Source organism: Gemmiger sp. An50 (genome assembly GCF_002161595.1).
Taxonomy (GTDB): Bacteria; Bacillota; Clostridia; order Oscillospirales; family Ruminococcaceae; genus Allofournierella.
The window spans coordinates 132431-150122 of the sequence record NZ_NFID01000009.1 but is presented as its reverse complement, the minus strand read 5'-3'; the positions used below and the strand labels follow the sequence as shown (position 1 = coordinate 150122).

General features: G+C 58.5%; 14 protein-coding genes and 1 tRNA gene. 11 read left to right on the top strand and 4 right to left on the bottom strand.

All coding sequences use genetic code 11. From position 1 onward, the window contains the following. Positions 1-233 precede the first annotated feature (233 nt). The 7 genes from B5G03_RS09815 (at position 234) to B5G03_RS09785 (ending at position 9661) form a co-directional block, all read left to right on the top strand. Positions 234-1910 (top strand): peptidoglycan D,D-transpeptidase FtsI family protein, encoded by a 1677-nt coding sequence (locus tag B5G03_RS09815; RefSeq protein WP_087181523.1) that lies wholly within the window; start codon positions 234-236, stop codon positions 1908-1910. A 355-nt stretch (positions 1911-2265) separates the two neighbouring features. Further along, complete coding sequence (alaS, locus tag B5G03_RS09810) at positions 2266-4935, top strand: alanine--tRNA ligase (protein ID WP_087181522.1); 2670 nt, start codon at positions 2266-2268, stop codon at positions 4933-4935. 95 nt (positions 4936-5030) lie between these two features. Then, entirely contained in the window at positions 5031-5369 is a 339-nt protein-coding gene (locus B5G03_RS09805) for a histidine triad nucleotide-binding protein (protein WP_087181521.1), read from the top strand. A 49-nt stretch (positions 5370-5418) separates the two neighbouring features. Beyond that, positions 5419-5958 (top strand): phosphoribosyltransferase family protein, encoded by a 540-nt coding sequence (locus B5G03_RS09800; protein WP_087181520.1) that lies wholly within the window; start codon positions 5419-5421, stop codon positions 5956-5958. Positions 5959-6229: 271 nt separating this feature from the next. Continuing rightward, positions 6230-8059, top strand: a complete 1830-nt coding sequence (locus tag B5G03_RS09795; RefSeq protein ID WP_162613381.1) for a ComEC/Rec2 family competence protein — start codon at positions 6230-6232, stop codon at positions 8057-8059. Further along, complete coding sequence (gene holA, locus B5G03_RS09790) at positions 8046-9074, top strand: DNA polymerase III subunit delta (protein ID WP_087181518.1); 1029 nt, start codon at positions 8046-8048, stop codon at positions 9072-9074. The genes B5G03_RS09795 and holA overlap by 14 nt, the downstream gene beginning before the upstream one ends. Further along, positions 9071-9661: a ribonuclease M5 gene (locus B5G03_RS09785; protein ID WP_087181517.1), complete on the top strand. Its 591-nt coding sequence runs from the start codon at positions 9071-9073 to the stop codon at positions 9659-9661. The genes holA and B5G03_RS09785 overlap by 4 nt, the downstream gene beginning before the upstream one ends. Positions 9662-9728: 67 nt before the next feature. Here the strand turns inward: B5G03_RS09785 and B5G03_RS09780 are convergent, their stop codons facing one another. Both B5G03_RS09780 and B5G03_RS09775 read right to left on the bottom strand, forming a co-directional pair. Then, positions 9729-10679, bottom strand: coding sequence for an RluA family pseudouridine synthase (locus B5G03_RS09780; RefSeq protein WP_087181516.1), 951 nt, complete (start codon positions 10677-10679; stop codon positions 9729-9731). Next, positions 10676-12736: a DUF6311 domain-containing protein gene (locus B5G03_RS09775; protein WP_140401674.1), complete on the bottom strand. Its 2061-nt coding sequence runs from the start codon at positions 12734-12736 to the stop codon at positions 10676-10678. The genes B5G03_RS09780 and B5G03_RS09775 overlap by 4 nt, the downstream gene beginning before the upstream one ends. Before the next feature lie 188 nt (positions 12737-12924). Here B5G03_RS09775 and B5G03_RS09770 point away from each other — a divergent pair. From B5G03_RS09770 to nrdR, 3 genes are all read left to right on the top strand, one after another. Continuing rightward, positions 12925-13012: transfer RNA gene (locus B5G03_RS09770), tRNA-Leu, on the top strand. 225 nt (positions 13013-13237) lie between these two features. Further along, positions 13238-14509 (top strand): aspartate aminotransferase type Ic, encoded by a 1272-nt coding sequence (locus B5G03_RS09765; RefSeq protein ID WP_087181514.1) that lies wholly within the window; start codon positions 13238-13240, stop codon positions 14507-14509. A 103-nt stretch (positions 14510-14612) separates the two neighbouring features. Next, on the top strand, positions 14613-15086 hold the full coding sequence (gene nrdR / locus B5G03_RS09760) for a transcriptional regulator NrdR (RefSeq protein ID WP_087181513.1): 474 nt from the start codon (positions 14613-14615) through the stop codon (positions 15084-15086). Here the strand turns inward: nrdR and B5G03_RS09755 are convergent. Then, positions 15066-15434 (bottom strand): DUF4363 family protein, encoded by a 369-nt coding sequence (locus B5G03_RS09755; protein WP_087181512.1) that lies wholly within the window; start codon positions 15432-15434, stop codon positions 15066-15068. The genes nrdR and B5G03_RS09755 overlap by 21 nt on opposite strands. Next, a complete protein-coding gene (locus tag B5G03_RS09750) occupies positions 15431-16105 on the bottom strand; it encodes a DUF421 domain-containing protein (protein ID WP_087181511.1) in 675 nt (224 codons plus the stop codon). The genes B5G03_RS09755 and B5G03_RS09750 overlap by 4 nt, the downstream gene beginning before the upstream one ends. Positions 16106-16185: 80 nt before the next feature. On the opposite strand from B5G03_RS09750, the gene B5G03_RS09745 reads away from it, so the two are divergent. After that, positions 16186-17655, top strand: a complete 1470-nt coding sequence (locus B5G03_RS09745; protein ID WP_087181510.1) for a spore germination protein — start codon at positions 16186-16188, stop codon at positions 17653-17655. Positions 17656-17692: the final 37 nt, after the last annotated feature.

The window sequence follows — 17692 nt, the reverse complement described above, 5'->3', positions numbered from 1 at the left end:
TTGCTTTAGTGCGGTTGGCGTTACCCGCTTCTATTGTAGCAAAAGGAGGTTCTTTTTTTACCGTTTCAACGCTCGTGCTCTTCTCGTCCACAAGCATAGCTTGTGGTTTTCTAGTTAAGGGAAGACCTGCATGCGGTTTGCATGCAGGTCTTTTTGCGTACAGCGTTTTCTTCCTGAAATGAACGGAATGAATCCCTTCCTGTCCGCCCAGACTGAAAAGGGAGGTGGAGAGCATGACGCAGAAACGTCTGGCCGCGCTGTTCGGTGCGGTGCTTTTGGCTTTTTCGGTGGTGATGGGCAGGCTCTATCTGCTGGCGCAAAATCGGGAGTACGCCCAAACAGCGCAGGCGCAAACAGTGACCACACTTACCCTGGAAAACAGCCGGGGCAATTTGTACGACTGCAATGGAACGGCTCTGACCGGATATGGGCAGCAGTATTATGCGCTGTCCATCCCGGGGGAAAGCAGCTATGCGGAGCTGTTCCAATACGTACCTTACAGCGAGCAGGCCTATCTTTACGAAAAGCGAAACGCGCTGGCTCCCTTTCTGATCCAGGTGGACCGTGATCTGACCGATCAGGGAATCTATACCTATTCTGTGCCCAACCGGTATTGTCCGTTGCCGCTGGCGGAGCATCTGATCGGCTATCTGAACGGGGACGGCAGCGGAGTGGCGGGACTGGAACAGGCGTTTGACGAGCTGCTCACCAGCGGCCGGACTGCCCGTGAGGTCCAGTGTGTGACCACAGCGCAGGGTTCTTTGATTGCAGGCAGTGAACCCCAGCTGCTGGAAGGTCAGGAGGAAGGTCAGGGCGTGATGCTCACCCTGGATACCGCTGCCCAGCGGGTGTGTGAGGCCATTGCCCAAAAGACCATGGACACCGGCTGCATTCTGGTTCTGGATGTGTCCACCGCAAAAGTCCGCGCCAGCGTGAGTATGCCGGAATTTGACCCAAACAACATTCAAGCCAGCCTGAAAAACGAAGACTCCCCCTTTTTGAACCGGGTGCTCTGCCAATATAATGTTGGTTCCGTGTTCAAGCCGGTTTTGGCCGCCGCAGCCTTGGAGCGGGGCATCGGCTGGTACAGCATGGAATGTGAGGGCGTGATCACCATCAGCGACCACGACTATCATTGCGCGCTGAACCGCGCTCATGGCCTGATGAACATTCGCGGCGCGCTGGAAAAAAGCTGCAACTGCTTTTTCATCGACCTGGCAATGCAGCTGGGCGGCAGCCGTGTGGCGGAACTGGCCCGGCAGTTCGGCTTCGGACAGACGGTCTATCTGGCGGGCGGGCTGAAAAGTGCCGAGGGCGTGGTGCCTGAAGAAGAGACTCTGGAAGATCTGGGCCAGCTGGCAAACTTCAGCTTCGGCCAGGGCCAGCTGATGGCCGCGCCGGTCCAGCTGGCCGCCGCATACAATACCCTTGCTGCCGGTGGTGTCTACCGTAGTCCCAGCTTTCTGGAAGCAGTGATCGACGAGACCAGCGGCGAGGTGGTCCGGCAGCTCTATCAGCCGGACACCCGCCAGGTGGTGAGTGCATCTACGGCAGATACCCTGTGCGATATGCTGGCCGGAGTCGTAAACGAGGGCATCGGCGCGCAGGCTGCCCCCCAAAACGGCACGGCTGCGGGTAAGACCGGCACTGCCCAGACCGCCGTGTTTGACGAGGAGGGCAGGGAAGAGATGAACTATTGGTTTGCAGGCTTTTACCCGGCCGAGGACCCGATCTACACCATTGTGGTGCTGCAGGATGGCAAACCGGAGCCGGAAACAAGCTCAGCTGCCATTTTTGCGCAGGTATGCGACGGACTGTTCTGGCTGCAAAATGAGGAGACTCGGGCAAAGATCCTTGAACAGCAGGAAAAGCTGGAGGAAGAACAGGCAAAATCCGCGGCCAGCAGTTGACAAGCAGGGCGGTGCGCGCTATACTGTTAAAGTAATTGATCATGATAATGGCTGTGATAGGGCCAATGGCGGGCAGACAGCTCCAGAGAGGGAACCGTTCCGGTGCAAGGTTTCTGCTTATTCCCCCGCCGCATGCCACCCTTGAGCCTCCGGTGATGAGCCGGACGTAACGCGGCGTTAACGCGCAAAAAGCGGCGGTTTCGGAGCATCGAAGCCGCAATCTGGGTGGTACCACGGAGATTTTTGTAGCCTTCGTCCCTGTTTGGGGGCGAGGGCTATTCTTTTTTTCTGGGGCGGCCCGGCGATTATCGGATCAGGCGTTTTGTACACAACACATGTAGAGGAGTTAAGAACGATGCAATGGACCGGTTTGAATGAACTGCGTGAAAAGTATCTTTCGTTTTTCGAGAGCAAGGGCCACCTGCGGCTGGACAGCTTCCCCCTGGTACCGAAAAACGACAACAGCCTGCTGCTGATCAACAGCGGCATGGCCCCCATGAAGAAATGGTTCCTGGGCCAGGAGGAGCCGCCCTGCCATCGGGTGACCACCTGCCAGAAGTGCATCCGCACCCCGGATATCGAGCGCGTGGGCATCACCGCACGTCACGGCACCTACTTCGAGATGCTGGGCAACTTCAGTTTCCAGGATTACTTCAAGAAGGAAGCCACTGCCTGGGCCTGGGAGTTCCTGACCAAGGTTCTGGAGATCCCTGCCGAGCTGCTGTACATCTCGGTTTACGAGGATGACGACGAAGCTTGGGACATCTGGACCAAGGACATCGGCATCGCTGAGGATCACATGGTCCGTTTCGGCAAGGAAGACAACTTCTGGGAGCATGGCTCCGGTCCCTGCGGCCCCTGCAGCGAGATCTACTTTGACCGCGGCCCCGAGCATGGCTGCGGCAAGCCCGGCTGCAAGGTTGGCTGTGACTGCGACCGCTACATGGAGGTCTGGAACCTGGTGTTCAGCCAGTTCGACTCCGACGGTAAGGGCAACTACACCCGCCTGGAGCGCCCCAACATCGATACCGGTATGGGTCTGGAGCGTCTGGCCTGCGTAATGCAGGGTGTGGGCAACCTGTTCGAGGTTGACACCGTCCGCGCCATCCTGAACCATGTGGAGAAGATCAGCGGCAAGACCTACGGCGAGGATACCAAGACCGACATCTCCATCCGCGTGATCACCGACCACATCCGCTCCACCACCTTCATGGTGAGCGACGGCATCATGCCCTCCAACGAGGGCCGCGGCTACGTGCTGCGCCGCCTGCTGCGCCGCGCCGCCCGTCACGGCCGGATGCTGGGCATCACCCGCCCCTTCCTGACCGAGCTGGTGGACACCGTAATCCACGAGAACAAGGCCGGCTATCCTGAGCTGGAAGAACATGCCGACTACATCAAGAAGGTCATCGGCACCGAGGAAGAGCGCTTCTACAAGACCATTGACCAGGGCATGACCATCCTGAACGGCCTGATCGACAACATCACCAAGGCTGCCGTGGCCGGCAAGGAGAAGATTCTCTCCGGTATCGACGCCTTCAAGCTGAACGATACCTTCGGCTTCCCCCTGGATCTGACCCGCGAGATCGCCGCCGAGGCTGGCATCATCGTGGACGAGGAGAACTTCCACTCCGAGATGAAGAAGCAGAAGGAGAAGGCCCGCAAGGACCGTCTGTCCCGCGGTATCTCCGGTTGGGATTCCGATCTGTTCAGCGAGCTGACCGTTCCCGCCACTGTATTTACCGGCTACGAGAAGCTGGAGGACAAGGGCCAGGTGATGGCTCTGTCCGACGGTGAAGAGCTGGAGGACGCCATTTCCACCGACGAGGGCGCCAAGGAAGGTGTTCTGGTGGTTCTGGACCAGACTCCCTTCTACGCGGAGAGCGGCGGACAGGTGGCCGACACCGGTTCCATCGTGACCGCCGACGGCGCCCGTCTGGAAGTGAAGGACGTGAAGAAGACCGGCAAGGGCTACTTCGTACACACCTGCACCCTGCTGGAAGGCACCGTGAAGGTGGGTGACAGCGTGACCGCCGCCGTGTCCAAGGGCCGCCGGATGTCCATCGCCCGCAACCATACCAGCGCCCACCTGCTGCAGAAGGCTCTGCGCGAGGTGCTGGGCAGCCACGTGCACCAGGCCGGTTCCTACGAGGACGACGAGCGCGTGCGCTTCGACTTCACTCATTTCAGCGCTGTGACTCCCGAAGAGCTGGCTCTGGTGGAGCACATCGTGAACCAGAAGATCTTCGAGGCCCTGGATGTGAACATCCAGAACCTGCCCATTGCAGAGGCTAAGAAGATGGGCGCCATGGCTCTGTTCGGTGAGAAGTACGGCGATGTGGTCCGCGTTGTGGACGTGAACGGCTGGTCCACCGAGTTCTGCGGCGGTACTCATGTGAAGAACACCGCTCAGCTGGGCTGCTTCAAGATTCTCAGCGAGTCCAGCGTGGCCGCCGGCATCCGCCGTATCGAAGGCACCACCGGCTATGGCGTGCTGAATCTGCTGGACGAGCGCACCGAGATGCTGCACAAGGTTGCCGATGCGCTGAAGGTCAACAACATGAAGGATCTGCCCCTGCGCGCTGTGGCTGTGGCCGGCGAGGTGAAGGCTCTGAGCAAGGAGCTGGATGCTGCCAAGGCTGCCGCCGCCGCCAGCAAGATCGACGGCCTGTTTGAGGGCGCCGAGGACGTGAACGGCATCAAGATCCTGACCGCCTACTTCTCCGGCACCGCCCCCGAGGCGCTGCGCAGCATGGCAGAAAAGGTGCGCGACAAGGCTCCCAACACCGTAGCTGCCCTGGTGGGCTCCACCGACGGCAAGATCACCCTGGCCGTTGCCTGCGGCAAAGGTGCACTGGATGCGGGCCTGAAGGCTGGCGTTCTGGTCAAGCAGATCGCTGCCATCGCCGGCGGCAACGGCGGCGGCAAGCCCGACTTTGCCATGGCTGGCCTGAAGGATGAGAACAAGATCGACGAGGCGCTGAACGCTGTGGCCGATATTGTGAAGGGCATCTTGGAAGGCTGATCCCATTTGTTTTTCACTGCGAACACCGGGAGAAACATCCCGGTGTTCGCAGCCTGTTTTGACGCATTGTTGGATTCTGGAAAGGAGATGTTTTAATGGATTGCTTGTTCTGCAAAATCGCCCAGGGCCAGATCCCCTCGAATAAGCTGTTCGAGGATGACAAGATCCTTGCGTTCTACGACATTGATCCCCAGGCGCCGGTTCACTTTCTGGTGATTCCCAAGCAGCATGTGGACTCTGCTGCCGCGCTCACCGAGCAGGACGGCGAGCTGCTGGCTCATGTGTTTGCCACCATTGCCCGCCTGTGCAAGGAATTGGGCTGTGACAACGGCTACCGTGTGGTGACCAACGTGGGCGAGGACGGCGGCCAGAGTGTAAAGCATTTGCACTTTCATGTGCTGGCAAAGCGCAGCCTCGCCTGGCCTCCGGGCTGATGTACGGCAGTTTTATACTGTGTGACCGAGAAAAAGGAGATATCTGATTATGAGCGAGACCTATACCCTGCATGTGGCGGGCCTGACCCGGGAACTGCCCATCTGTGCCATCAACGAGCATCTTTCCATCGCTGCGTTCATCATGTTCAGCGATGTGGAGCTGACCGTTGCCTGTGCCAAAGCGCTGCTGGAAAAGTGTCCGGAGTTCGATGTGATCGTTACCGCTGAGGCAAAGGGCATTCCTCTGGCCTACGAGATGAGCCGCCAGAGCGGAAAGCTGTACATTCCTGCTCGTAAAGGCGAAAAGCTTTACATGAAGAATCCGGTGGTTGTGGAGGATCAGTCCATCACCACCAGCGCCCGCCAGAAGCTGGTGATCGACCACAAGGATCTGGAAGCCATGAACGGCAAGCGGATTCTGATTGTGGACGACGTGATCAGCACCGGCGGCTCTCTGCATGCGCTGGAGACCCTGGTGGAAAAGAGCACCGGTACCGTCGTGGGCCGTGTGGCTGCGCTGGCAGAAGGCGATGCCGCCGACCGCACCGATATCATTTTCCTGGAAAAACTGCCGCTGTTCACCCACTGATCTCCGCACACGAATGAGACGGGTACTGGCAGCTTGCTGTTTTGTTTGGTTTGCCGCCAAACTCATCGCTGTGTATCTGCCGCCTGTGGCCCTTGGGCTGCTCGCGGCAGTTTTTGTATGTGTGTTTTGGTGTGCATTGGCGCTGGGAAAGCGTAACTATAGTTTTCTGTTTCCTTTGGTGGGTCTGGCTGCCATTCTGTTTCACAGTCTGGTATACAGCACAGTGGTAGCGCCTGCCTTTGCGCTTGCAGGTGAAAAGGTGGAGGCAGTTGTGCTAGCCGAACAGGTGGACTCCGGCTTTCAGGACGGTACGGTGCGCGGCGAATTCACCGTATTGGAGCTGAACGGTAAGCCGCTTCCAGTCTGGAAACGGTTTCGCATTTCGGCGGTGGCTATGCCGGAATGTGAACGGGCAGACCTGCTTCGCGGTACCTTTTCCGTGGAGCTTCTGGAAAAGGACGAATACTACTACGGCAATCTGGCGGACGGCGTACTTTTGCAGGCGGTGACCGCAGAGGATGTAACGCTGGAAGGACAAAGCCGGGCCCCCCGTTTTTTCATGCGGCAGCTGCAGGAAAATCTTGCCCGCAATTGCCGCCGTTATCTTGCGCCGGAATTGGGCAGTGTGCTTGCCGCCATGGCAGTAGGGGACAAAAGTCGCCTGACCAACGAAATTACCGACGCTTACCGAGCAGCTGGCGTCTCCCATCTGCTGGTGGTGTCCGGTCTTCATCTGACGCTTTTGTGCAGTGCGTTTTTGGGTAACCGCCCCTGTGGCGGCCGGTTCCGGCGTCAAAAAGCACTGGCCGCCATGGTTCTGGTGGTGGGTATGATGGCTCTGGTCGGCTTCACTCCATCGGTGACACGGGCTGGGGTAGGCGCGCTGATTTTCTATGCCGGCGCACTGTTTCTGCAACCGGCTGACTCCTTCACCTCACTGGGAGTTGCGGCTGTGCTGCTCTCGCTGCAAAACTGCTATGCAGTGTGCGATTTGGGGTTACAGCTTTCCTTTGCCGCCACACTCGGCGTACTCTGCGCCGCCCGAATCTTCCCGCCCATGCGCCTGAGTGAGCAGGAGGAGCACCCCTGGCGCTGCCGGACAAGGCGCTGGTTCACTGTGTTGTTGGTCCCGCTTCTGGCAGCAGTATTCACGCTGCCGCTTCAGCTGGTGCACGGCCTTTCGGTCAGCGGGGTCTCGGTGCTGACCAACCTGTTGGTGATGCCGCTGGTGGGGCCCATTGTTTGTTTGGGTTTAGTCTGTGCGGTGACCAGTCTTATACCGGCCCTGTATCACCTTACCAGAGCCGTGATGCTGCTGGCTGCTCTTCTGGTGAAGCTGCAAAACGCCATTGTGTTCTATACTTCCTCTCTTCCGGCGGCACAGCTGGCACTGCCTAAGGGATTCACTGTTTTCGCCGTGCTCGTCTGCGGGGCAGCCCTTTGGTATGCCTGGAAAAAGCGCCGCCTGCGCTGGGCGCTTCCGGTTTTGTGCGTGGGGCTGGCGCTGTCCTTCGGGCTTTTCAATCGGCTGGGGCGAGATGTGGTCATGATCCGGCTTGTGGGCAGTTCTTCCAATCCCTGTGCAGTGGTAACGGTCCGGCAGCACGCCATGGTGCTGTTCCGAGGCGGAGAGAGCAACCGCCAGCAGGTGCAGGCTCTGCTGAAGGCACAGGGCATGGATGGGGCCGAGCTATGGGTGGACCTGCGACAGGACCCGGGCGGAGGAAAAACTTCCGGCAGACTCCTTTTAGTGGAGGAACTGCCGGAGGATGAACAATGGAGCGAGGATTTTTACGGAATAAGGCTTTCCCTGGTCAACCAGCGTGGAGCCAATTTGGCTCTTATGGAGATCGAGGGCTATCGGGTGGCGATGATCACCGGCCAGCTGGAAGCGGGTACGCCGTTGCAAACGGACCTGCTGCTGGCAGGCTCCTCCGACCCGGGGCTGGTGGAGCCAGTGCAGGTGCTTACCGCCAAAGCCTACGACTGGCATTCCGGCAAACCGGGAGTTCACTGGCGCTATGCACCTTTGGGCGGCACCGTGTACATCCGCCCTGGCAGGGCGATCAAATTCGAGGGGGTAACCAATGCTGCATACTGAGCAAAAACAGCAGGCCGCGCTGAAAAAGGGCGTGCCGGTTTTCTATTACTATTCTTCCGACCCGTTCCTGGCGCGGGCAGCCGCGGAAAAAATGGCGGCTGCTCTGCTGCAGGAAGATGGGGAGAGCACCCGGCTGGACGGTCCCGCTCCCACAGTGGAAGAGCTGGTTATGGCAGCGGGTACCATCTCGTTTTTCGGTACCCGCCGTATCGTGGAGCTGCCCATGCTGCAGCCTTCGGCTTACTCCGAAAAGGATATGGCCGAGTTCTGCGACGTGCTGGCCAGCACCGAGAACGCGGTGTTTGTCATCCACAGCGTATTCAGTGAGGAGCGGGGCAAGCTGAAGCTGCCCAAGCAGGCGAAAAAGCTGATCGAGACCTGTGAATCGCTGGGGTATGCCGCTGAGGTGGCTCATCCCGGTGTGCAGGAGCTGCGCCTCATGCTGCGGCAGCGGGCGCAAGGCATGGACACCGCCATGAGCGAAAGCGCGGCAGGCCTTTTGCTGGAACGCTGCGGGCAGGACCTGTTCCTGCTGGAAAACGAGGTGGATAAACTGGCCGCCGCCAGCGGCTATACCGAGATCACCCCGGGTCTGATTGTGGAGATGAGCACCCAGAACCTGGAGGCGGATGTCTTCGATATGGTCCGTCTGATCACCGGCAAAAACGCCGCCAAAGCCTGCGAAAAGCTGAACACGCTGCTGCGGTTGCAGAACGACCCCATTGCCATCACTGCGGCCATGATCGGCAGCTATGTGGACCTGTACCGGGTCAAGGCGGGACTTGCGGTCAAAAAGAGTTACAGCCAGGTGCACAAGGATTTGGGCTACAAGGGCAGCGATTACCGGCTGAAAAAGTCCGCTGAAACCGCCGCCCGGTATACCTTACCCCAGCTGGAGCAGTGCCTGGAGATTCTGCTGGAGCTGGATCAGGGGCTGAAAGGCTCGCCGGTGGACAGCGCCGTTTTGCTGCAAACCACACTTTGCCGTCTGGCAGTTGCGGGGGTGAGCCGATGAACGAAAAGCTGCGTATCCAGCAGGTGATTGTGGTGGAAGGCCGGTACGATGCAGCCGCGCTCAGCGCGGTGGTGGACGGTCTGATTCTCACCACCGACGGCTTTGCCATCTACAAAGACAAGCAGACCCAGGCCCTGCTCAAGGAGCTGGGCCGCCAGCGAGGTGTGATCCTGCTCACCGACCCGGACGCGGCGGGATTTCGCATCCGGAACTTTTTGTCCAATCTGATCGGGCAGGAGTATGTCCAGCAGGCTTACGTGCCCGCAATTCCGGGCAAGGAATCCCGCAAGGCGGTCCCCGGGAAAGAGGGCCTGCTGGGTGTGGAGGGCCTGCCTCCCGAGGCGCTGAAAAAGGCTCTGCTGGATGCAGGCGCCAATGAAACCGCTGCCCGCAGCGGCCGGGCCATCACTTATACTGACCTGTACCAGTGGGGGCTTTCCGGCACCGCGGGCAGTCAGGAGCAGCGATTTGCTTTTCTGCGAAGACTGGGCCTGCCGCCCCGCCTTTCCAAAAAGGCGCTGTGTCAGGTGCTTAACCAGTTGTACACCTACGAGGAAGCCCAGGCGCTGGCCGAACAAACCGAATAATAAACGAAAAAGGCCCGGAGCCGTGAACGGAGCAAAGTGCTCTTCACACGGCCTCGGGCCTTTTGCTTTATTTCAGTTTGCCTTCCAACAGCTGCTGGTGCCACCAGGGCTTTTCTGCCTGGAAGCTGCGTCCGCTCACGCCCTGCAGCAGAGGATCGGTCAGGGTGGGGAAGGTGAGTTGCCAGGCACAAAGCGCTTGGTATTTCAGTTTCAGCTCCCGATTGGCAGCGTTGCTGCCGTATTTGCTGTCGCCCAGAATAGGGCAGCCGATGCTGGCCAGGTGCGCCCGGATCTGATGGGTCCGCCCTGTGATCAGTTCCACCTGCAGCAGGGCAAGGCGGCCACTTACCGCCAGCGTTTTATAACGAGTCTCGATCTCTTTGCCGCCGGGCGTCGGGCGCTCGCTTACCCGCACCAGGCCTTTGCCCGCGTCCTTGGTCAGATAACCGCCCAGGGTGGCTTGTTCCGGTCGCGGCCGTCCGAAGGTCACACAAAGGTATTCCTTGCGGATCGCGCGGTCCCGGATCAGCCCGACGAGCAGCTGCTCGGTCTGCGGGTCTTTGGCGATCAGCACCAGGCCGCTGGTGCCGGTATCCAGCCGGTGGCACAGAGCGGGCGCGGGGCCTTTGCCCGGTTCCCAGCCGTGCTCCTGATGCAGATACAGCATGGCCCGGTGGATCAGGGTATCCAGCTCGGTATCATGAATCACAGGCAGGCCGGCGGGCTTGTCCACCAGAAGGATGTGTTCGTCCTCATAGACAGGCTTGGCGGCAAAGCGGGCGCGCAGGAACGCAGGCCCTTTGACCTCCGCCGGAGCCAGCTGGTCATCCGGCAGGAACAGCCGGATCTCGTCGCCGGTCTGCACCCGGGTGGAGAGAGGCTGCTTTTTGCCGTTCAGCTTGATCTTGTTTTCCCGCAGCGCCTTGTTCAGCTTGCCGAAGGTCAGGGCAGGGAATTGCTCGGTGAGGTATTTGTCCAGCCTTACCGGGGTAAGGCTTTTCACGGGAATGATCTTCATGAAAGGGCCTCCAGATCCTTGCACAGGCCATCTTTACCGTACAGCCGGTGTGCGTCGTCAATTTCCAGGGTGACCATCAGCCATCCGGCATCCTGGTCGCTTACGTCGAGAATGGGATAAACACCGCCTTCGCCATCAGAAAGCGCAGTTGCACCGTCCAGTTTTTGGCGGGCAAAAGGCGTGTCATAGAAAAGGACCACCTTGTTTGCGTCCTCCTGACGGCCGATGCTCTCCAGGTTCAGGCTCAGAATACCATGATCCCAGAAATCATCGGAATAATTCGCCAGATGCAGCGGGTAATCTTCGCTGAATTCCTCCGCCATCGGATGGGAAAACTCCTCCAGGCCGGGAGCAATCACATAAACCAGCGGGGTGCGGCTGCCATCGCCGCTTTGCTGATACAGTATCCCGCACCAGGCGCCCTGCTCCTGGGCGGCCTGCGCCACGGTCAGGAAGGTCTCTTCCTGTTCGGTGAAGAAGATGCTGTCCGCAGGCAGCTCGCCTCCGCGGATAGCCCGCAAAAATTCCTCTCGCCGCTGCTGGGCTTGAGCCTCGTCATAGCGGGCCGTGAACGAAGTGTCACTGCTGGTCATGCCTGCATCAGCGGTGTAAAGTGCCAGGCTCAGGCCGCTGGTTTTCAACGGGTCCAGCGCCACCAAGTGCTGATATTTGCCCTCTGTTGCATCCAGCAAAGCGGCAAGGCTGCTGTCCTCCTGGTTCAGCAGGTTGAATCCCGCATCAGAATAGGGACGGAAGGAGCGAGCTTTTTCCAGCAGCGCCGGACTCAGGTCCACCAGCTGCACCAGGCAGAGTACGCCGATCACGGTGGTCTGCACCCACTGTTTTTGGTGACGGGTCAGCCGCAGCAACCCGGCCACACAGCATAGGAAAATCAGGTAGTACACCGGCCAGAACAGCCGCCCGCTGGAACGCAGGGCGGTTGCCAGCTGTATCACAAATCCAGGCAGCGGCAGGCGGGCAAGCACTGCGCCGTTGGCGGTAATCACATTGCTTACCGCGAACACCGTCAGGCAGGCCACAACGAACAACAGGCCGAAACGATTTTTCAGCCACCCCAACAGACCTGTCCGATGCCAGCGCAGCATTGCCAGCGCCACCGCCGCACTGCACAGAAGCATGCCAAGGCCCAGGTAGTTGAAGCCATCGTAGTTGCCCAACGTCTGATTTTGTGCAGGAAGAAACAGGCTCCAGCGCTCCATTCCGCGGCTGACCGGGTTCCAGAGTGCATTCAGGTTCATGCAGAAATGCCCGTACTGTACGCCGCTTCCGCCGGAGGCAGATCCGCCGCTGAACAGGCCGAACAGCCAGCCCACCAGAGCGGTGCAGCCCAGATTTGCTGCCAGCAGCGCCGCCGGTTTTGCGATTTGCTTATGGAATACCACATGCTCCACCAAAAGCGCGAAGGTGAGCGCGTAGGTCATGGGGGCAAAATACGGGTGAATTGCCAGCGTCACACAGTTGACAGCGAACAGGCCCGGGTAGAAAAAGCGTCCTTCCCGCCGCCCACGGATGTAATAATACAGCGCGGCCAGAATCAAAAACTGTGCGGCAAGCGCAGTATGGCGGAACGTCCGCTCCAGCAGAATGGGGCTGAACACAAACGGTACTGCCCCCAGCAGCACAGCAGGCAGACGGCGGGTAAACAGCCCCACCAGAAGGCAGGCAAATCCGCCCTGCAGCGCAAAACAGATCAGTGTGAACAGTCCAAAATACTGGAACGTCGCGGGCAGCAGCGGTTTCAGCAGACGGAACAATGCTGCAAACAGGGGAATGGAGTCGGTGAATGCCACGCTCAAGCCAAAGGGCCAGTTGATCCGCTCGGAAAAGCAGAAGGGCAGCGACAGCTCGGACTGCCGGTAAAACAACCAGCCCGCGTAATGCTGCTGGATATCCGCTTCAATATAACCGCCGCGCAACCAGGCGTCATTGGTCACATCCAGCGGGGCAAAGCCGTACAGCAAAAAGAAGACCGCCGCCCCCAGCAGGCAGCCCAGAACAAACAGCTTCCGGCGTTCGATTTTTTCACAACTAGGCATCTGAATCAAAGCCACGTCCTTTCCGTTCGCGCAAGAATCCGAAGAAGGGCAATGCTTGCGTGAGTGTGGTTGCTTTGTTTATTATAAACGATTGCCCGTCATCCTACAATTCCCTTGTTGCATGCCGAAGACCGTTCCCGGGGAAAACGTTGACAAACCGGCGGGTTTGATGTATTATAATTAGGCTTGCCGCTGTGGCGGAACTGGCAGACGCAAGGGACTTAAAATCCCTCGCCCTAATAAGGCGTACCGGTTCGATCCCGGTCAGCGGCACCAAGCCGGAGTAAAGTTCGCTTTGCTCCGGCATTTTTTGTGCCCGGCATCAAAAGTGCGTCTTATTGCCCGGGTGCGTTTTCCCGGACAAAACTCCCGGTTTCGGGTTGTGCGAAGCCCGGATTTATACTATAATAAGTTCGAAAATCAGGAGTCGATCCACCCCGTGCCGGGTGCTGCATTGCGCCGGGCGCGCCGCTGGGAAGCTGCAAAAGAGGAGCGTTTGCAATGAAAGAATACCAGAGCATGACCAAACAGGAACTGCAGGAGGAATACCAGGCAGTCCTGGCACAGTATCAGGAGTATCAGGCAAAGGGACTAAAACTGGACATGTCCCGCGGCAAGCCCTGCACAGAACAGCTGGAGCTGTCCACCGGGCTGCTCAGCCAGAACCAGTACATTGGAGAAAACGGCGAGGATTCCCGCAACTATGGCTTGCTGCCCGGCATGCCCCAGGCCCGCCGCTTTTTTGCCGAACTGCTGGGCGTGGAGGAGAACGAAGTTATCGTGGGCGGAAATTCCTCGCTCACGCTGATGTACTACATGATCGACATGGGCTGGCGGGTCGGCTTCGCAGACAGCGATCATCCCTGGCGCGCGGAAGAGAAGCTGAAGTTTTTGTGCCCCGTGCCCGGCTACGACCGTCATTTTGCCATCACCGAATATTTCGGCTTTGAAATGATTCCGGTGCCGATGCATGAGGATGGCCCGGATATGGATCTGGTGGAGCAGCTTGCCGCTGATCCCAGCGTGAAGGGTATCTGGTGCGTACCGCTGTATTCCAACCCGGACGGCTACATCTACAGCGCCGAGACCGTGCGGCGTCTGGCCAGCATGAAGACCGGCGCACCGGATTTCAAGATCATCTGGGACGACGCCTACTGTGTGCATCACCTCACCGATGAGCTGTGCTCGGTTCCCGGTATTCTGGCTGAGTGCAAAAAGTACGGTACCCAGGACCGGCCGCTGCTGGTATGCTCCACCAGCAAGGTGACCTTCCCGGGCGCGGGTGTTGCAGCGCTGGCCGCCAGTGAGGCCAATATTCGTCATATCCTTGCTCAGATGGCTCCCATGGCCATCAGCTTCGACAAGATGAACCAGATGCGCCATGTGAGCTTTTTGAAAAATAAAGCAGGCGTACTGGAGCATATGAAAAAGCACCGGGCAATTCTGGAGCCGAAATTTGAGCTCATCAAAAAGGCCTTTGCCCAGCAGCTGGCACCCTGCGGCTCCATTGCCCGCTGGACCGATCCCAAGGGCGGCTATTTCATCAGTCTGTATGTGATGGACGGCTGCGCCAAGCGTGTGGTCCAGCTGTGCAAGGAGGCTGGCGTGGTGCTCACCCCGGCGGGCTCCGCCTATCCTTACGGCAATGACCCGCAGGATCATCACCTGCGCATCGCTCCCTCGTACCCCACGGTGGCCGAGCTGGAGCAGGCGAGCCAGCTGCTCTGTGTCAGCGTTCGTCTGGCCTGCCTGGAAAAGCTGCTGCAGGCCTGAAAACCGGATTGCAACAGCAAGCGTATCTGTGTTATAATAACGGAATCTTAAACTGCGGCGCGGGAATAAATGCGACCCGGCCGCCATCAAAGGAGGACCCCATATGAAGTGCCCTTACTGCGGCGAACTGGAATCCAAGGTGATCGATTCCCGCCCCACGGAGGACGGCGAAAAGATTCGCCGCCGCCGGGAATGCCTGCGCTGCGGCAAGCGGTTTACCACCTATGAGATCGTGGAAACCGTACCTTTGATGGTCATTAAAAAGGACCGCTCCCGCCAGGTGTTCGACCGCCAGAAGCTTCTGGGCGGTATGCTGCGCGCCTGCGAAAAGCGCCCGGTCAGTTACGAGATGCTGGAACGCGCGGTGGACAACATCGAGCAATCCCTTCTGAACAGCTACGAGCGCGAGGTTACCTCCATCCACATCGGTGAGCTTGCGATGGAAGAACTGAAAAAGATCGACGAGGTCGCCTATGTGCGGTTCGCATCGGTCTACCGGCAGTTCTCCGATTTGAACACCTTCATGAACGAGCTGAAAGAGATGCTCAGCAAGCGCTCAGAGCAGACCGAAGAATAACCGGCGTATTCCATTCAGCTGCGCTTTCAGCTTGCCGGTCTCGCAGAGAAGATCCTGCAGGTAATCCGGGTGCGCATAGGCACTCAGCCCGCACAATGCATTTTCCAATTCGCTGAGTTTGTCCCGGCGGATGAAAAGCGCCAAAACAGCCTGCTGTTTTTGATAGGCTTGCGTGATGCTGCCGATTTGTGCCTTTGCAGCCTGGTATGACCCATCGGCGCACAGCTTTTCCACCTGTGTAAGCCCGGCCTCCAGTGAATCCAGCGAGCCAGATACCAGCCGCTGTCCGATCAGTGTGAGCAAAAACAGCGCCGCCAGAATCACCGCGGCCGCACGCAGCCGGCTCATAAACGTCCTTCCCACAGCCCCTTGTTCCGCTTTTGCGGCGAGGGGCTGTTTTCTTTTTTGATCAACTGATATTCGCCGCTTATTCGAACCAAAAGCAGCATTACCTGCGCCTGCATACAGTTTTCCTTCTGCAGGACCTGAGAAACCCACCGGCAATCCTTTTCGCACAGCTGCAGTGCACCCTTTAAAAGCTGGCCGTCTGCGATGACCGGAATGAAAGGTTCTTCCTCACCGGCCTTGCAGATGCTGATGCTGCCGTTTGTTTCCACCACAGCCCATTTCACCTGAGCAGGGTCGAACACGTTCTTGCCGCGCAGAGCTTCCAGCAGATCTCCGGTTCCAAAGCGCAGTGCCCGAAGGGTATCGCGGCAGATCTTCCCGTTGCGGATCACAGTAACAGGAGAACCGAACAGCAGCCTTGCCGCCCCAGGCCAGCAAAAGCACAGGCCCGACAGCAGCAGCTCCAGCGCCACGATTAGAAACACCGGCACCAGGCTGGCAGTGAGAGGCAGTTCCGGCGATTCAATGGAGATCGAAGCGAGATTGGAGATCAGAATGGTGGAAACAAGCTCAGCGGGCTGCAGTTCCCCCAGCTGCCGCTTTCCCATCAGCCGCATGGCCAGCAGAATAAGCAGATAGACCAGCAGAGTGCGCAGCATAAGAATCAGCATATCCGGTCAGCCTCTCTTTCAAAAGCGATTGGTTTGCCGCGTGTGTTTTCCGGGCATACTATTTGCCGGAGGTGACGCGGATGCAAACAGAAGAATCGTTATCGCCGCAGCTGAAACAAAACATCGAGCTGCTGAAACAAAGATTTGGCAATTCAGTAGACCTGTATACAAAGCCGGTGCAGATCCTCGGTATTCCATGCTGCCTATGTATGTTTGAAGGGCTTTCCACCATCGAGCGGCTGTGGGTGGTGGTACTAAATATGCTGAGCGAAAGTGAATTCTGCCCCAAAAACGGCGAAGAGCTTTTCGACTACCTGCAAACTCAGACCGATCTTCCTTTGGAGAATTCTTACGTGGAAACGGTGGACCAGCTGCGCACCCAGCTGACCGCAGGCACCACCGTAATTCTGATTGAAGGCTGCGGCAAAGGGGTAGTGCTTTCCACCCAGAATATGCAGTTCCGCTCCATTCAGGAGCCATCGGGGGAGGGGAATGTACGCGGCTCCCGGGAGGGCTTCAGCGATCTGTTGCGCATCAACATCAGCCTGCTGCGCCGTCTGATCCGGACCGAGACCCTTACGGTGGAGACTTTGATCTGCGGCGAGCGTACCGCTACCGAAGTGGCCCTCGTTTATGACCGTACGCTGGCGCCGCCGGAGCTGGTGCGCCAGGTGCGTAATCGGCTGAACCAGATACAAATCCCGGTTTTATTTGATTCCAGCTATCTGGCCCCTTTCCTGCAGCGGGGAGGATTCAGCTTTTTTCAGCAGGCAGGCTATACCGAACGCCCGGCTACGGCCTGTGCCAAGCTGTGTGAGGGCAAGCTGGTGATTTTGGTGAACGGCAGCCCCTTTGCCATGGTGATTCCGTATTTTTTCAGCGAGCACTTTCAAAGCCTGGACGATTACTCCACCAAGGCCTATTTTGCCAGCTTCATTCGGGTGATCAAATACGGTGCGTTTTTTCTGGCGGTACTGCTGCCCGGGGTGTTTGTTTCCATTGCGGAATATACCCCAGAGCTATTTCCGCCCCAGCTGCTTTATAAAATTGCGGCGGCAGAGGCAGCCACACCGCTTCCTCTGTTTTTGGAAATGGTGCTGGTGATTGTTTTGCTGGAGATCGTGCGGGAAGCGGGCCTGCGGCTGCCCCGTCCCATCGGCCACAGCGTGAGCCTTGTGGCTGCGATCATTGTGGGCGATGCGGCGGTGAAGGCGGGGATTCTGAGCACGCCCATCGTGATCACCGCGGCGCTCACCACCATCTCTATGTTTGTGATTCCGTCGCTTTACGAACCGGCCACCGTGCTGCGCATCCTGTTTGTGTTCGCCGGAGGATTATTCGGACCGTTTGGGATTCTTACGCTCTTTTTTATCATGCTGACCAGTATCTGCGGTATGAATTCCTTCGGCCTGCCGTATACGGCGCCGCTCATTCCCTGGACAAACGGCGCAGTGCGTGACGGCGTGCTGCGTACCAATTGGAGACGGCTGGCACGCCAGCCTTTTTCCGTAAACGATCTGCCGGGAGGAGATCCGCATGGCACAGAATAAACCAGCTTCCATTGCACCAGCTCAGCTGGCCGCTCTC

Excerpts from the sequence above, each read along its gene's own strand:
- B5G03_RS09815 (WP_087181523.1), top strand. The coding sequence starts at position 234 with ATGACGCAGAAACGTCTGGCCGCGCTGTTCGGTGCGGTGCTTTTGGCT.
- alaS (WP_087181522.1), top strand. The coding sequence starts at position 2,266 with ATGCAATGGACCGGTTTGAATGAACTGCGTGAAAAGTATCTTTCGTTT.
- B5G03_RS09805 (WP_087181521.1), top strand. The coding sequence starts at position 5,031 with ATGGATTGCTTGTTCTGCAAAATCGCCCAGGGCCAGATCCCCTCGAAT.
- B5G03_RS09800 (WP_087181520.1), top strand. The coding sequence starts at position 5,419 with ATGAGCGAGACCTATACCCTGCATGTGGCGGGCCTGACCCGGGAACTG.
- holA (WP_087181518.1), top strand. The coding sequence starts at position 8,046 with ATGCTGCATACTGAGCAAAAACAGCAGGCCGCGCTGAAAAAGGGCGTG.
- B5G03_RS09785 (WP_087181517.1), top strand. The coding sequence starts at position 9,071 with ATGAACGAAAAGCTGCGTATCCAGCAGGTGATTGTGGTGGAAGGCCGG.
- B5G03_RS09780 (WP_087181516.1), bottom strand. The coding sequence starts at position 10,679 with ATGAAGATCATTCCCGTGAAAAGCCTTACCCCGGTAAGGCTGGACAAA.
- B5G03_RS09775 (WP_140401674.1), bottom strand. The coding sequence starts at position 12,736 with ATGCCTAGTTGTGAAAAAATCGAACGCCGGAAGCTGTTTGTTCTGGGC.
- B5G03_RS09765 (WP_087181514.1), top strand. The coding sequence starts at position 13,238 with ATGAAAGAATACCAGAGCATGACCAAACAGGAACTGCAGGAGGAATAC.
- nrdR (WP_087181513.1), top strand. The coding sequence starts at position 14,613 with ATGAAGTGCCCTTACTGCGGCGAACTGGAATCCAAGGTGATCGATTCC.
- B5G03_RS09755 (WP_087181512.1), bottom strand. The coding sequence starts at position 15,434 with ATGAGCCGGCTGCGTGCGGCCGCGGTGATTCTGGCGGCGCTGTTTTTG.
- B5G03_RS09750 (WP_087181511.1), bottom strand. The coding sequence starts at position 16,105 with ATGCTGATTCTTATGCTGCGCACTCTGCTGGTCTATCTGCTTATTCTG.
- B5G03_RS09745 (WP_087181510.1), top strand. The coding sequence starts at position 16,186 with ATGCAAACAGAAGAATCGTTATCGCCGCAGCTGAAACAAAACATCGAG.